This window comes from Mycobacterium sp. URHB0021, assembly GCF_054057895.1.
In genome coordinates this window covers 7,833,848-7,847,707 of the sequence record NZ_JBSRZT010000002.1, presented here as the reverse complement: position 1 = coordinate 7,847,707, position 13,860 = coordinate 7,833,848, and the positions used below count along the sequence as shown (strand labels likewise).

Genomic DNA, 13,860 nt, shown 5'->3' with positions numbered 1-13,860 from the left:
ACTCAAATCGAGGTCGCAGGATGGGTTCTATCGACGTGCAGCTGCTTCGACCGGTTCGGCTATCGTAGCCGCGCTGGACCGATGCTGGAGTCATGACGTCGGCGGTCGATGCGGCGGTGCACGAACGGGCAGCGATCCGGGCGTATCTGCTCGGCGCTGATGGGGAAAGCACCGTTCAGTGGGAGGCTGCGCAGCGAGCTGCATTGGCCGCGGGTGATCCAGGTGAGTCGGCGCGTTACGCGTTCTGGCTCGGATTTCTGCTCCTATTACGCGGCCAGATGGCCCTCGCAAGTGGCTGGCTGGCGCGGGCCGAGGGCCTCGTCGCGGAATCCGGCACCGGGTGCCGCGCATCGGGGTACGTCTTGATCCCTGCGGCACTTACGGCGCTCGAGTCCGGCGATCCGCATCGCAGCCACCAATACGGTGTTCAAGCCAGCGAAATCGGAGACCGATTCGGCGATGCGGATCTGTGCGCGTTCGGTGGGCTTTGCCAGGGGCAGGCTCTGATCGCGCTCGGCGACCCGGATAAGGGTGTGGCTCGGCTCGACGAGGTCATGGTGGCGGTCACGACCGGAGAGCTCGGTTCGATAACCGCGGGCATCGTGTATTGCGCAGTGGTCCTCGAGTGCATGGCATTGTTCGACCTGCGCCGGGCCGCCGAGTGGACCGACGCCCTCGAAGCGTGGTGCCATGCCCAGCCCGACCGGGTGCCTTTCCGGGGCCAGTGCCTTGTGCACCGATCGCAGGTTCAGCAGGCGGAGGGTGATTGGCATGGCGCGATCGCCAGTGCCGAAAGTGCCTGCCGACACCTCGCTCATCCGTTGCACCCGGCGCTCGGCCTTGCCAGTTACCAGGAGGGCGAGCTGCATCGGCTGGTGGGAAAGTTCGACCGAGCCGAACATGCTTACCGGCGGGCCGCCCGGAATGGATATGACCCGATGCCCGGCCTGGCACTGCTGCAACTGGGCCGTGGAGACGGCGTGGCGGCCGCCGCGACGATCCAGCGTTGCTTGCACGAACGAGGCTCTAGCCCGCGAGCCACGTTGCTGGCGGCCGCGGTCGAAATCTTCCGCACCACAGGAGATTTCGCGCTGGCCAGGATGACTGCAGATGAGTTGTCGGCGATCGCCGCCCGATCGACGTCGGAAGTCCTTCAGGCGATGGCCGCGCAGGCGACGGCATCCGTGCTAATGGCGACCGGCGACCCAGCGGCGGCCCTGATAAAGCTGCGTTCCGCAGCAGCGACGTGGCGGACCCACCACATGCCGTACGAAGCCGCATGCACCGCGGTCCTACTGGGACTGGCATGCGCCGCGCTGGGCGATCAGAGCGGTGCCGAGATGGAGTTCGAGAGCGCGCGAGATGTCTTCGCGACACTGGGCGCTGCGCCGGATCTGGCACGTGTGACCGAATTGTCGGCCGGACTGGCTCACCACATCGGCCCACCCGGGGAATCAATTGCCTTGTCCGCGCGCGAACGGGAGGTGCTGGCCCATCTGGCCGCCGGTCGGACCAACCGGGAAATCGCCGAAATGCTGGTGGTCAGCCCACATACCGTCGCCCGTCATATCGAGCACATCTACGCCAAACTCGGGGTCCCGAACCGGGCGGCGGCCACCGCGTACGCTTACGCGCACCACCTAGTTTGAATCATCAGTCATTTGACCCATCCGCGTAGATGGGATGTTCGACCGATGCCCGATCAACGGCGGCCCGCCTAATGTGCTGATCATGTCCTCTGTTTCATATCGACACTTCACCGGCACCGCGGCGGAGAACTACCAGCGCGACTTCGTACCCGCGATCGCCGAGCCCGTATCCCGAGATCTGCTGCACGCAGCCAATTTACAGAGGGGAGAACGCGTCCTCGACGTTGCCTGCGGTACGGGCCTGATCTCAAGACTGGCGTCTGAGTGCGTCGGTGCGGACGGATCGGTGACCGGCATCGACATCGCTCCGGACATGATCGAGGTCGCGAAATCCGTCGCCGCGCCGGACGGCGCCAAGATCGACTGGCGGATCGCCGATGCGGCGACGCTGCCAATTCCCGATGACTCAGTCGACGTCGTCCTGTGTCAGATGGCACTGATGTTCATGGATAACAGGGCGGCGGCGGTAGCCGAGATGCACCGAGTCCTGAAGCACTCCGGTCGAGTGGCGATCAATACGCCCGGCCGTATCCAACCTGTTTTCGAGTTGATGGAGCGCGCGATTGTCGAGCACATCAGCACGGACTTAGGGGGCTTCGTCGGCGCCGTGTTCTCGATCAACAACCCAGACGAACTCGCCGCATTTTTGCGCGACCACGGATTTCGCGACGTGTCGGCATCTGTCTCGACGACGACATTCCGACTGCCCACGCCCGCGGAGTTCCTGTGGCAGTACATCAACCTCACCCCGATGGCGGCGCTCATTGAGCAATCCCCGGAGCCGTCGAAGGCGGCGATGGAACGGCAGTTCGTCGAGGGCACACGCGCCCATGTCTTCGACGGTGTCACCGTGGTCGAACAGCCGATGGTGATTGCGACCGGGCGGGCCTAGGCGGTGCGTGTTCGATTCAATTGCGCCAACCGCTTGACGTCAACCTGTGTTGAGGTCGCAGGATGGCGACATGATCGACGTGCAGAGTTACTTCGACCGGGTCGCCTACCAGGGCGGTACGGAACCGACCCTCGAAACACTGGGCGCGTTGGTCGCCGCGCACAACAGGGCCATCCCGTTCGAGAACCTCGACCCGCTGCTGGGTGTCCCGGTGTTCGACCTGAGCTCGACCGCGCTGGCCGACAAACTGGTCCGGCGCCGTCGCGGCGGGTACTGCTACGAGCAGAACGGCTTGATGGGATCCGTGCTAGAGGCGTTGGGCTACGGAGCGGAACGGCTCGCCGCCCGGGTCGTCTGGATGAAGACCGGTGACGACCTGCCGGCCCGTACCCACCAGGTCCTCTCGGTCGACATCCCCGACGTCGACGGCAGGATGCTGGTGGACGTCGGGTTCGGTGGCCAGACACTCACGTCACCGATCCGGCTCGAAGTGGGCCCCGCCCAGAGCACTCGGCACGAGCCGTACCGGCTTCGCGAGCGCGGTGACGGGTACGTGCTCGAGGCCGAGGTCGGCGGCCAATGGCAGCCCCTCTACACGTTCACCACGGCGCCACAGCCCTTGATCGACCTTCAGGTCGGAAGTTGGTACGCCTCAACGCATCCCAACTCGCACTTCGTCACCGGCCTGACCGCGGCGCTGGTCACCGACGAGGCACGGTGGAATCTGCGGGGCAGGCACCTCGCGATTCACCGCGACGGTGAGACGGCGAAGACCACGTTCGACACCGCCGCGCAGGTGCTCGACTTCCTGACCAGCCGCTTCGGCATCGACATCACCGGTCTCGGCCGTCGATCCGATGTCGAGGCCCGCGTCAGCGAAGTCCTGGACAGCTGACCACCGGGCAGCTGACCACGACGGACCACGGATCGTCGGCGGCCAGTGTCATCCGGCCCATTCGCCGGGCGTGATGCCCGGTGCTGCCGAACTCGTCGACCCAGCTCCGCGCCCGCATCGTGGCCAGCCACAGCCGATGCTCGACCGTCACCCCGATCGCGCCGTGCAACTGGTGCGCGATCGTGGTCACCGGTTCGACCGCGCGCCCGATGGCGACCTTCGCGACCGTCACCGCGTATTCGCTTTCCAAACTGGCGAATCCGTGCTCCGTTACGGCGGCGACCGCCAGCATGGCGGCGGCGCGACCCCGCTCGATCTCGCCGGCCATCGCGGCCAGTGAATGCTGTACGGCCTGAAACTTGCTGAGCGGACGGCCGAACTGGACGCGCTCGCCGGTGTGGGTGACGGTGAGCGCGCGCGCCGCATCGAGCGCACCGATGATCTGCTGGCAGCGGGCCCACGCGCCCCGGCGGGCCAGTTCGTCGGCGACCGCACCATCGACCCGCCGGCAGTCCTCGGCGGACACGTCGAACGTCACCGAGCCGCGCGGCTCGCCGGCCAGATTGTGGCCGTCCACGATCTGCGGGTCGTCGAGCACCGAGACGTACAGGCCGCCGGTCGTGCGCGCTGCCAGTACGACGGTCGCATGCGGCCACGGCACATCGTGCGCCGTGCCGGTGATCCGTCCGTCGCGGTCCTCGGCGTCCGCCGGCGCGACCGTCAACGGACCGGTGTCGGGAACCGCCACGCCGGCCTCACCCGCCAGCCAGGCGGCCAGCAGGTCGGTCTCGGCGATCGGTACGGCCCCCGCGTGGCGGGCCAGTCCGGCCAGCACGGTGGCCAGTTCCGCGGGGCCGGCGTCCTGACCGCTGGTCAGCCGGGACAGGCCGGTGTCCTCGAGATTGCGCCACAACTCCTCGTCAAAGGAGTCGGGGAAGCCACGCCGGCCCAGCCGGGCGTCGAACGACCGCTGTCCGATGTCGTCGACGAGCTGCTCGAGTTCGTTCATTTCACCTGTGCCTTCGGCTCTTCGCGCAAGCGCTCATCGCACTCCCAAACCACGCGCGACCACCCCGCGCAGCACCTCATTCGTCCCGCCCCGCAGCGTGAACAGCGGCGCGTGCAGGCGAGCGATGGCCAGCAGTGTCCGCAGTCGCCCGGCCTCCGGCGATCGTGGGTCCACCCGGTCGAGCAGATCGGCGGCCAGTTCGACCGAGTCCTGTTCGAAGCGGGTGCCGAGGTCTTTCACCAGCGCCGCCCGCGTCGCCGCGTCCTGGCCGTCGGCCAGGGCCCGGGCCACCGAGATCGACAGCTGCCGAAGCGAGATGACGCGGGCCATCAGGTCACCCACGTCCGCGGCGGTGCCGTCGTCGGCGTCCGTGCCCAGTGCGCGGATCACGCTGAAGATCAGGGTCGCGGTCGACAGGATGCGCTCGGGACCGCTGCGCTCGAAGCCGAGTTCGGAGGTGACCTGCCGCCAGCCCGAGCCGATCTCGCCGAGCACGTCGGCGTCGGGCACGAAGACATCGTCGAACGTGACTTCGTTGAAGTGGTGTTCGCCGCCCATCTGCACGATCGGATCGATGGTGATACCCGGTGAATCCAGCGGCACGATGAACTGACTGAAACCGGCGTGCCGGTGGTCCGGATCCAGCGGGGTGGTTCGGGCCAGGACGACGATGCGATGCGCCAGGTGCGCGCCGCTCGTCCACACCTTGGTCCCGTGCAGCCTCCAGCCGCCGTCGGCCCGGTCGGCGCGCGACCGCACCGCCGCCAGATCGGAACCCGCGCCGTGCTCGCTCATCCCGATCGCCGCATACATCCGGCCCTCGGCGATGACGGGCAGCAGCTCTCGCCGCTGCGCCTCCGTGCCGTAGGACAGCAGGGACGGCGCGAACTGGCGGTCGGAGAACCAGTGTGCCGCGACCGGGGCCCCCTGGGCCAGTAATTCCTCGGTCACGACGTAGCGGTGCAGATGTCCCAGCCCGTGGCCGCCGTACTCGGTCGGGATCGTCAAACCGACGAAACCCGCGGAGCCGAGGCGCGCGCTGAAATCCGCATCCCAGTCGGCCAGCCAGGAGTCGACGGCCGGTTGCCAGCCGAACTCCGCCCGATCCGCGACCAGGAAGTCTCGGATCGAGCCTCGCATGGTGGCCAGGTCGGCGTCGTTGGCGCACAGCGCTTCAAAATCGCTCATCCGCTCTGACACTAGTGACCTCGGGCCGCAGCAGGAATCGTCATGTCCTTTCGGCGGGCGGACGACCATACTCGGACAACGTGGGTGAGGGACAACGCCGCGACCGGCTCCGGGAACTGCTCGACGCGGTGGTCGACGCCGACAACACCCATGTCGGCGGCATGGCGCGCAGCAGCTACGCCTCGGAATTCCACTTCTCCCGCGAGGTTCGCCGGCTGACGGGGGAAGCGCCGGCCGCACTGCGCCGCCGCATCATGCTGGAGCGCGCCGCCTGGCGACTGCATCGCGGCGAGACAGTCTCCGCGGTAGCGGCCGCCGAAGGCTGGTCCTCCGCCGAAGTGTTCTCTCGCGCGTTCAGCCGCACCTTCGGGGTGCCGCCGTCCCGGGCGGCCGACGTCCGGTTTCGGCTTCCCGCACCGAACGGCCTGCATTTTCATCCGCCGCAGTCGCTCTGGCTGGACAGCGACGGGGACACGAAGGAGCCCGACATCTCAGCGCTGATGGTGGCGCACGACATCGCAGACACCGCATACCTGATCGGCCGGGCCGCGGAGCTGTCGGGACACCAATGGACAGAGGAGATTTCGCCCGGCCAGGTGATCCTGGAGTGGGACGGCCCCGAACCCAGCATCGGCGCCGTGCTCGGGACCGTCGTCTGGTCCAAGGAAGTCTGGCTGGCCACCATCGACGGCCGCGACTTCCCGGACCGGCAGGCCACCCGGGCGTCCAGCGCCACCCCGGAGTCGTTGGCGCTTCACCACGCGGGCATCGGAAATCGTTGGCGCGCAATGGTATCGGAATACACATCGGAAGGGCGCCTTGGTGACACGGTCATCGACGCCTTGTGTGACCCGCCGGAGTCGTTCCAGCTGTACGGCATCGTCGCGCACGTGTTGCACTACTCCGCTCACCGGCGCGAGCTGGCCCGCGCGATGCTGGCCCGCCACGGCGTCGACGCCGGCCGGGGTGATCCGCTGGACTGGATGAGAGGCAATTGACATGGGTGACACGGGCACCGTGTACTTCACCGCGTCCAGCCTGGACGGCTACATCGTCGACGAGGCCGACAGCCTCGACTGGCTCATGTCGCGGGCCGTGGATGCGAACGGTCCGTTCGGGTATGAGGCGTTCGTGAAAGACGTCGGCGCACTGGTGATGGGCTCGTCCACCTACGAGTGGCTGGTCAAGAATCAACCCGGTGACTGGATGTATGAACAGCCGTCGTGGGTGCTGACGCACCGCCCGCACATCATCGACGAAGGCCATCCGGTGCAGACGTTCCACGGCGATGTCGCCGATCTGCACCCGGAACTGGTGTCCGCGGCGGCAGGCAAGGACGTCTGGGTGGTCGGCGGCGGGAATGTCGCGGCGCAGTTCGTGTCGGCCGGTTTGATCGATCAGATGATCGTCAGCTACGCGCCGTGCTCGCTGGGCGGCGGTTCGCGCGTGCTCCCGATCCGCTCGGATTGGACGCTGGCCGAAACTGCCGTCAATGGAGATTTCGTCTGCGCCCGGTGGCGCAGAGCTCAGTGATCCGTCGTGGGCAGACCGTAACGCCGGACGAATTCTCTTGACTTGATGAGGAATTCGATCTGCTCGGCGACTTCGCGGAGTGCGTCGACGCTGCGGGTGGACCTGCACAGCACCACCGCGCCCTCGAGGGACGCGATGCACATGATGGCCAACGACGCGGCGCAGGGTTCGTCGAAGCCGTCGCTGACGAATGCGCGGGTCAGACCGTCGCGCCAGAGGCCGAAGATATCGCCGGCCACGGAGGTCAATTGCGGTTCATCGGTGGCCGAGCCGATGGCCGCAGCCACCACGGCGCAACCCGCGGTGAACTCGCTCTCCACGAGGAGGCGCTCCCAGAACTCGACGAATTGTCGAATCAGGAACATCCCGCCCTTCTCGGCGGCTTCGTCGATCACCTGGTTGATCGCTTCCCCGGCGAAAAGCAGCGCCTCGGTCAGCATCTGATTCCTGCCCTCGGGGAAGTGGTAGTACACCGAACCCCTGGGCGCCCCACTGCGCGCCAGCACCTCGTCGATGGTCACGCCTGCGGCGCCGCGCTCACGCATCACCGCCGCCGCGCTGACGAGCATCTTCGTCCGGCTGGAAACACGCTTCGTGGGCTTGGTCGCTGTCGCGGACAGAGCGAAACCTCCTGCGGTGTGGTGCGGGGAGTCAGGCTGCGCGCGGGTCGGGTGCCGCCGACGGACGCCATCCGATGCTGCGCTGGCCGAACCGCAAAAGCGGCCGACGCCGGGGCACTACGTAGGTGAACCGACGGCCGACGAAGTTGACCTCAACGATCCACATCGGGCGCCTCCCTCTTTATGACATCCACCATAAATCTGTTAACGCACGCGGCCAATTTATGTATTCCCCGTCACACCTCCGACTGAGTGAATGGCAGGTGAACGCCAGCGACAGCACATGTGCGACGGCCAGCCTGTATCACCGATTATGGTGGGGACCATAACTCTGTGGTGAGATAGTTCGCTGCTCAGGGGGTGTTTATGCGCGTAGGGTGACGGACGACGTAGGAAGAACGGGGTCGAGGATGACCGTGATGCGGGGCCTGGGCGGGTCGCTACTGGTGGGCTGCTGTACTGCGGCAATCGTGGCGGGCCCGGTCGCCAGCGCAGAAACCACCGACAACGGATACAACGGCGCTTCGACACCGGTGTCCGGCGGTCCCGTCCCGACGATGAATGGCGTGCCCTGCGTCGGCGGGCACTTCGGCACCTGTGTCGGCTTCGCCCAGAACCAACCGCCACGCATGCAGCCACGATCGTCGGTTGGTCACAGTCCCACGGTGAGTCCATAACCAGTCAGGACGGCGAAAGGCGCTACGGATGGGCCATTACAAAAGCAATGTGCGCGATCTGGAGTTCAACCTCTTCGAGGTGCTCGAACTGGAGAAGGCGCTGGCCACCGGCGAGTTCGGCGACCTCGATGCTGCGTCCCTGCGGGAGATGTTGCAGGAGGCCGCGCGCCTCGCCGAGGGGCCGCTGGCCGAATCCTTCGCCGAGGCCGACCGCCATCCGCCGACGTTCGACCCCGGCACGCACGTCGTGACCCTGCCCGAGCCGTTCAAGAAGTCGCTCCGGGCCTGGCAGCAGGGGGAGTGGTACCGGGTCGGCCTCGACGAGGCGATCGGCGGGGTCGCGGCCCCGGCGATGGTCGCCTGGGCGATCAACGAGTTCCCGCTCGGCGCCCAGCCCGCGGCGTTCATGTACCTGGCGGGCCCGATCATGGCGAACATCGTCTATCACATCGGCAACGAGCAGCAGCGCCACTGGGCGGAGCTGGCCTTCGAGCGCCAGTGGGGTGCCACGATGGTCCTGACCGAGCCCGACGCCGGCTCGGATGTCGGAGCCGGACGGACGAAGGCGGTGCAGCAGCCCGACGGCACCTGGCACATCGACGGGGTGAAGCGCTTCATCACCAACGGCGACGCGGACGATCTGTTCGAGAACACTCTGCACCTCGTCCTGGCCCGGCCGGAGGGCGCCGGCCCGGGCACCAAAGGGTTGAGCCTGTTCATCGTGCCCAAGTACATGTTCGACTCAGAAAGTGGCGAAATCGGCTTTCGTAACGGGGTTTTCGTGACGGGGCTGGAGCACAAGATGGGGCTGAAGGCGTCAGCGACGTGCGAGCTCACCTTCGGCCAGCACGGCACTCCCGCCGTGGGCTATCTGGTCAATGACTCGCACAGCGGAATCGCCCAGATGTTCAGGGTCATCGAGTACGCCCGAATGATGGTCGGCACCAAGGCGATCGCCACGCTGTCGACCGGCTATCTGAACGCGTTGGACTACGCCAAAACGCGCGTACAGGGCGCCGACATGACGCAGATGACCGACAAGGCGGCGCCGCGCGTCACGATCGTCCATCATCCGGATGTCCGTCGCGCCCTGCTCACCCAGAAGGCCTACGCCGAGGGGCTTCGTGCGCTGTACCTCTACACCGCCGCGCACCAAGACGCCGCCGTCGCCGAGATCGTCTCGGGCGCAGACTCGTCGATGGCGGAGCGGGTCAACGACCTGCTGCTGCCGATCGTCAAGGGGGTGGGCTCGGAGCGGGCATACCAGTGCCTGACGGAATCACTGCAGACGCTCGGAGGCTCGGGCTTTCTGCAGGACTATCCGATCGAGCAGTACATCCGCGACGCCAAGATCGACTCGCTCTACGAGGGCACCACCGCGATCCAGGCCCAGGACTTCTTCTTCCGCAAGATCGCCCGTGACCAGGGCGCCGCACTACAACATGTGGTCAACCAGCTCACGGCGTTCCTGGGCAGTGAATCGGCAAGGCCCGAACTGGCCGACGGACGCGCGCTGGTGGCCACCGCGCTCGCCGATCTGCAGGCCATGGTGGTCGCGATGACCGGTTTTCTCATGGGCGCCCAGGAGAACCCCCGCGAGTTGTACCGCCTCGGGCTCGAGTCGGTGGCCTTCCTCCTGTCTGTCGGCGACGTGTTGATCGGATGGTTTCTGCTGCACCAGGCCGAGATCGCGCTGAACGCGCTCGACGGGGACATAACGGCGAAGGACCGCGCTTACTACGAGGGAAAAATCGTCACGGCCACATTCTTCGCGAAGAACGTGCTGCCCCGGTTGACTGCTGAACGCAAGATCGTCGAATCCGTCGACCTCACGGCCATGGACCTGCCTGAAAACGCCTTCTGAATCTCAGCTCTCGGGTGTGTAGCCGAACGGCAGCAGGATGCTCTTGGCCTCGGTGTACTGCTCGATGCCTTCGGGACCGTTCTCGCGCCCGATGCCGGAGTTCTTGTAGCCGCCGAACGGCGCACCGGGATCGAAGGCGTACATGTTGACCGCGTATGTGCCGGTGCGGATCTTCGACGCAATCTTCATGGCCTTCGGGTAGTCGGTCGTCCACACGCTGCCCGCCAGGCCGTAGACAGAGTCGTTGGCGATGCGCACCGCGTCGTCCTCGGTGTCGTAGGGAATGACCGCCAGTACCGGGCCGAAGATCTCCTCCTGGGCAATGGTCATCGAATTGTCCACGTCGGCGAACACCGTCGGCTGGACGAACCAGCCGCTGTCCAGGCCCTCGGGACGACCACCACCGGTGACGATTCGCGCACCCTCCTCGATGCCCTTCTTGATGTAGCCCTCCACGCGGTCGCGCTGCCGCTCGGAGATCAGCGGGCCGATCATGGCGCCCGCGTCGTCGGGCAACCCGATGGGCATTGCGGCGACCGCACCGGACAGCTTCTCCACGACCTCGTCGTAGCGCGACCGGGGGGCGAGCACACGGGTCTGCCCGACGCAGGCCTGGCCGCAGTTCATCAGGCCGGAGAACACCAGCATCGGCAGCGTGGAGTCGAGATCGGCGTCCTCGAGGATGATCGCCGCGGACTTGCCGCCGAGTTCCAGCGTGCACGCCTTGAGCTTCTCGGCGGCGATCTTGGCGACCTCCTTGCCGACCGCCGAGCTGCCGGTGAACGTGAACTTGTCCACCTCGGAGTTGGCGGTCAGCGCGCGGCCGGTCTCGGGGCCGCCGGGCACGATCGATAGCACGCCCTCGGGCAGGCCGGCCTCGGCGAACATCTCCGCCATCGCGAACACGGACAGCGGGGTCTCGCTCGCGGGCTTGAGCACGACCGTGCAGCCGGCGATCAGAGCGGGGCCGAGTTTGTTGGCGGCCAGGAAGAACGGAACATTCCACGCGGTGACGGCGCCGACGACACCGATCGGCTCGCGTAGCACGAGGGTCTGGCCGTAGACACCGTCCCGGATGTCCCTCCAGGTGAACTTGTCGGCCGCGCCGGCGTAGTACTGGAATGCCGACATTGCGGCGCCGTACTGCAGCATGTCGACGATCGTCGGCGGCTGACCAGTTTCGGCGGCCAGCAGGAACTTCAGCTCGTCGGCGCGCTCCTCCATCAGCTTGACCGCGGCGCCGAGCACCGCGGCGCGCTCCTCGGGAGACATTTGCGGCCACGGGCCCTCGTCGAAGGCCTTGCGGGCGGCCGCGCAGGCGGCATCGACATCGCCCTGGCCGGCCAGCGGCACCTTACCGACGAGTTCGCCGGTGGCGGGGGAGTGCACCTCGATGACTTCTGACGCGGGACCTGCTGCCGGCTCGACCCACTTGCCGCCGATGAACAGCTTGTCCCACTCGGTCTTGAAAGCAGTGCTCTGCGTCAACTCAGTGCTCCTCACGTCCGCGCCCTATTGGCGCCACCCTACCTATCTATAAGCAAAACAAGAACCTGTTTCAGTCATCGGGATAGGGCGGTTGCATCACCAGCACCAGATTGCTGACGACGAACTCCCGCAGCAGGGGAACGCTTGTCACCCACCAGGCCCATCGTGGGTGGTAGCGGGGCAAGGCGGCGAGTAGCGCGTCGGTGCTGTGTGCCCATTCGAGCCCGTCGGCCGCCGATACCTCGAACAACGACGATCCGTAGTCGTTCTTCGGTCGGTGGCCGTGTTTGCGCGTGTAGCGCTCAGCCGCGCGGGCCCCGCCGAGATAATGCGTCAACCCCATCTCGTGGCCGCCGAACGGTCCGAACCACACGGTGTAGGACAGCACCACCAGCCCGCCCGGTCTGGTGACCCGTAGCATTTCGCGGCCCAGCCGCCACGGTTGCGGGACGTGTTCGGCGACGTTGGACGACAAGCAGACGTCGACGCTGCCGTCGCCGAACGGCAGCGCCATGCCCGACGCGCGGACATAGGGCGCGTCGCTGCCGACAACGGCAGGGCCCGCGTGCATCTCGGCTGAGTCGGGTTCGACCCCGAGATAGTGCATGCCGGCGCGGGTGAATGCCGCCGCGAAGTACCCTGGGCCGCCGCCGACGTCGAGAATTGTGCGACCGTGCGGATCGGTGCCTGTTGCCGAACGCCACAGATCGGTGACCATCGCTGCGGTGTCGTCGGCCAGCGCGCCGTAGAAGCGGGCGGGGTCGCGCTGTTCGAAGCGGAACTGCGCGAGCAGTCGCAGCGACCGGGACAGGGTAGCCCGCCGGGCGAACAGGTCGGTGACAGCCATCGGTCGAACAGTAACCAGCCGCTATCGTGGTGGCGATGTCTGACCGCCGCGTGGGTTCCGTGCTGCTTCTGTGCTGGCGCGACACCGGGCACCCGCAGGGCGGCGGCAGTGAAACCTATCTGCAGCGCATCGGGTCCCAGCTGGCCCGGTCGGGCGTCAGGGTGACGTTGCGCACCGCGCGCTATCCTGGTTCGGCGCGCCGTGAGGTGGTCGACGGGGTGCACATCAGCCGCGGTGGCGGCCACTACTCCCTATATATATGGGCGGGGCTGGCGATGGTGGCGGCGCGGATCGGTTTCGGTCCGCTGCGGCGGGTGCGGCCGGACGTGGTGGTCGACACCCAGAACGGGTTGCCGTTCATGGCCCGTCTGGCCTTTGGTCGCAAGGTGGCGGTGCTCGTGCACCACTGCCACCGTGAGCAGTGGCCGGTGGCGGGTCCGGTGATGGGCAGAGTGGGATGGTTCGTGGAGTCGAAGCTCTCGCCGCGGGTCCACCGCCGCAACCAGTACGTCACGGTGTCGCTGCCCTCGGCGCGGGATCTGACGCGTCTCGGCGTGAATCCGGAACACATCGCGGTGGTGCGCAACGGCCTGGATGAGGCGCCCGCGCCGACGCTGGACGTGCCGCGGTCGGTGACACCGCGGGTAGTCGTGCTGTCGCGGCTGGTTCCGCACAAGCAGATCGAGGATGCGCTGGACGCCGTCGCCGAACTACGGCGGCGGATCCCCGATGTGCACCTCGACATTCTGGGCAGCGGCTGGTGGGAGCAGCGGCTGGTCGATCACGCCGCGCTGCTGAACATATCGGGCGCGGTGACGTTTCACGGACACGTCGACGACAACACCAAACACGAGGTCTTGCAACGTTGTTGGGTTCACGTGCTGCCATCCCGCAAGGAGGGCTGGGGTGTGGCGGTCACCGAGGCCGCGCAGCACGCGGTGCCCACCATCGGCTATCGGTCGTCGGGCGGCCTCACGGACTCCATCGTCGACGGGGTGACCGGACTGCTGGTCGACGATCACGAGGAACTGGTCGGTGACCTGGAGCGGCTGCTGACCGATGACGTCCTGCGCGATCAGCTGGGCGCCAAGGCGCAGGCGCGCAGCGGCGAATTCTCATGGGGCCAAACCGCCGACGCGATGCGCACCGTCCTCGAGGCGGTACATGCCAGGCGGATCGTCAGCGGTGTCGTATAGCC

14 protein-coding genes are annotated in these 13,860 nt (G+C 66.9%); 7 read left to right on the top strand and 7 right to left on the bottom strand.

Going from position 1 to position 13,860, the window contains the following annotated elements:
• Positions 1-92: 92 nt before the first annotated feature.
• The 3 genes from ACVWWN_RS40465 to ACVWWN_RS40455 all read left to right on the top strand — a co-directional run bounded on the left by ACVWWN_RS40465 (position 93) and on the right by ACVWWN_RS40455 (position 3,436).
• Positions 93-1,649, top strand: a complete 1,557-nt coding sequence (locus tag ACVWWN_RS40465; RefSeq protein WP_457148908.1) for a LuxR C-terminal-related transcriptional regulator — start codon at positions 93-95, stop codon at positions 1,647-1,649.
• Positions 1,650-1,731: 82 nt separating this feature from the next.
• A complete protein-coding gene (locus tag ACVWWN_RS40460) occupies positions 1,732-2,541 on the top strand; it encodes a class I SAM-dependent methyltransferase (RefSeq protein WP_457148907.1) in 810 nt (269 codons plus the stop codon).
• A gap of 70 nt (positions 2,542-2,611) precedes the next feature.
• The gene (locus tag ACVWWN_RS40455; protein WP_457148906.1) at positions 2,612-3,436 is read left to right on the top strand and encodes an arylamine N-acetyltransferase family protein; all 825 of its coding nucleotides are present in this window, start codon (positions 2,612-2,614) and stop codon (positions 3,434-3,436) included.
• Here the strand turns inward: ACVWWN_RS40455 and ACVWWN_RS40450 are convergent.
• Together ACVWWN_RS40450 and ACVWWN_RS40445 are read right to left on the bottom strand one after the other, a co-directional pair.
• Complete coding sequence (locus ACVWWN_RS40450) at positions 3,414-4,445, bottom strand: acyl-CoA dehydrogenase family protein (RefSeq protein ID WP_457148905.1); 1,032 nt, start codon at positions 4,443-4,445, stop codon at positions 3,414-3,416. The two genes, ACVWWN_RS40455 and ACVWWN_RS40450, sit on opposite strands and share 23 nt — an antisense overlap.
• A 33-nt stretch (positions 4,446-4,478) precedes the next feature.
• On the bottom strand, positions 4,479-5,633 hold the full coding sequence (locus ACVWWN_RS40445; protein WP_457148904.1) for an acyl-CoA dehydrogenase family protein: 1,155 nt from the start codon (positions 5,631-5,633) through the stop codon (positions 4,479-4,481).
• Between the two features lie 80 nt (positions 5,634-5,713).
• Between ACVWWN_RS40445 and ACVWWN_RS40440 the strand changes: the two genes are divergently transcribed.
• Positions 5,714-6,631: a helix-turn-helix domain-containing protein gene (locus ACVWWN_RS40440; RefSeq protein WP_457148903.1), complete on the top strand. Its 918-nt coding sequence runs from the start codon at positions 5,714-5,716 to the stop codon at positions 6,629-6,631.
• A gap of 1 nt (position 6,632) precedes the next feature.
• Positions 6,633-7,166, top strand: coding sequence for a dihydrofolate reductase family protein (locus ACVWWN_RS40435; RefSeq protein WP_457148902.1), 534 nt, complete (start codon positions 6,633-6,635; stop codon positions 7,164-7,166).
• Here ACVWWN_RS40435 and ACVWWN_RS40430 read toward each other — a convergent pair.
• From ACVWWN_RS40430 to ACVWWN_RS40420, 3 genes are all read right to left on the bottom strand, one after another.
• A complete protein-coding gene (locus tag ACVWWN_RS40430) occupies positions 7,160-7,735 on the bottom strand; it encodes a TetR/AcrR family transcriptional regulator (RefSeq protein ID WP_457148901.1) in 576 nt (191 codons plus the stop codon). The genes ACVWWN_RS40435 and ACVWWN_RS40430 overlap by 7 nt on opposite strands.
• Before the next feature lie 82 nt (positions 7,736-7,817).
• The gene (locus ACVWWN_RS40425) at positions 7,818-7,952 is read right to left on the bottom strand and encodes a hypothetical protein (RefSeq protein WP_457148900.1); all 135 of its coding nucleotides are present in this window, start codon (positions 7,950-7,952) and stop codon (positions 7,818-7,820) included.
• Positions 7,953-8,150: 198 nt separating this feature from the next.
• Positions 8,151-8,417, bottom strand: a complete 267-nt coding sequence (locus tag ACVWWN_RS40420; protein ID WP_457148899.1) for a hypothetical protein — start codon at positions 8,415-8,417, stop codon at positions 8,151-8,153.
• Positions 8,418-8,491: 74 nt separating this feature from the next.
• Here ACVWWN_RS40420 and ACVWWN_RS40415 point away from each other — a divergent pair, with 74 nt between their 5' ends.
• Positions 8,492-10,327, top strand: a complete 1,836-nt coding sequence (locus ACVWWN_RS40415) for an acyl-CoA dehydrogenase (RefSeq protein WP_457148898.1) — start codon at positions 8,492-8,494, stop codon at positions 10,325-10,327.
• Positions 10,328-10,330: 3 nt separating this feature from the next.
• Here ACVWWN_RS40415 and ACVWWN_RS40410 read toward each other — a convergent pair whose 3' ends face one another.
• Together ACVWWN_RS40410 and ACVWWN_RS40405 are read right to left on the bottom strand one after the other, a co-directional pair.
• A complete protein-coding gene (locus tag ACVWWN_RS40410; protein ID WP_457148897.1) occupies positions 10,331-11,815 on the bottom strand; it encodes an aldehyde dehydrogenase in 1,485 nt (494 codons plus the stop codon).
• A gap of 70 nt (positions 11,816-11,885) precedes the next feature.
• A complete protein-coding gene (locus ACVWWN_RS40405; RefSeq protein WP_457148896.1) occupies positions 11,886-12,662 on the bottom strand; it encodes a class I SAM-dependent methyltransferase in 777 nt (258 codons plus the stop codon).
• A 35-nt stretch (positions 12,663-12,697) separates the two neighbouring features.
• Here ACVWWN_RS40405 and ACVWWN_RS40400 point away from each other — a divergent pair, with 35 nt between their 5' ends.
• Positions 12,698-13,858 carry a glycosyltransferase family 4 protein gene (locus ACVWWN_RS40400; RefSeq protein ID WP_457148895.1) on the top strand — a complete coding sequence of 387 codons (1,161 nt, stop codon included), beginning with the start codon at positions 12,698-12,700 and terminating at the stop codon, positions 13,856-13,858.
• The last annotated feature ends 2 nt before the right edge of the window (positions 13,859-13,860 follow it).

Coding starts and splice junctions, on each gene's coding strand:
- ACVWWN_RS40455 (WP_457148906.1), top strand. CDS start 2,612: ATGATCGACGTGCAGAGTTACTTCGACCGGGTCGCCTACCAGGGCGGT.
- ACVWWN_RS40460 (WP_457148907.1), top strand. CDS start 1,732: ATGTCCTCTGTTTCATATCGACACTTCACCGGCACCGCGGCGGAGAAC.
- ACVWWN_RS40425 (WP_457148900.1), bottom strand. CDS start 7,952: ATGTGGATCGTTGAGGTCAACTTCGTCGGCCGTCGGTTCACCTACGTA.
- ACVWWN_RS40420 (WP_457148899.1), bottom strand. CDS start 8,417: ATGCGTGGCGGTTGGTTCTGGGCGAAGCCGACACAGGTGCCGAAGTGC.
- ACVWWN_RS40435 (WP_457148902.1), top strand. CDS start 6,633: ATGGGTGACACGGGCACCGTGTACTTCACCGCGTCCAGCCTGGACGGC.
- ACVWWN_RS40450 (WP_457148905.1), bottom strand. CDS start 4,445: ATGAACGAACTCGAGCAGCTCGTCGACGACATCGGACAGCGGTCGTTC.
- ACVWWN_RS40465 (WP_457148908.1), top strand. CDS start 93: ATGACGTCGGCGGTCGATGCGGCGGTGCACGAACGGGCAGCGATCCGG.
- ACVWWN_RS40430 (WP_457148901.1), bottom strand. CDS start 7,735: ATGCTCGTCAGCGCGGCGGCGGTGATGCGTGAGCGCGGCGCCGCAGGC.
- ACVWWN_RS40400 (WP_457148895.1), top strand. CDS start 12,698: ATGTCTGACCGCCGCGTGGGTTCCGTGCTGCTTCTGTGCTGGCGCGAC.
- ACVWWN_RS40415 (WP_457148898.1), top strand. CDS start 8,492: ATGGGCCATTACAAAAGCAATGTGCGCGATCTGGAGTTCAACCTCTTC.
- ACVWWN_RS40445 (WP_457148904.1), bottom strand. CDS start 5,633: ATGAGCGATTTTGAAGCGCTGTGCGCCAACGACGCCGACCTGGCCACC.
- ACVWWN_RS40405 (WP_457148896.1), bottom strand. CDS start 12,662: ATGGCTGTCACCGACCTGTTCGCCCGGCGGGCTACCCTGTCCCGGTCG.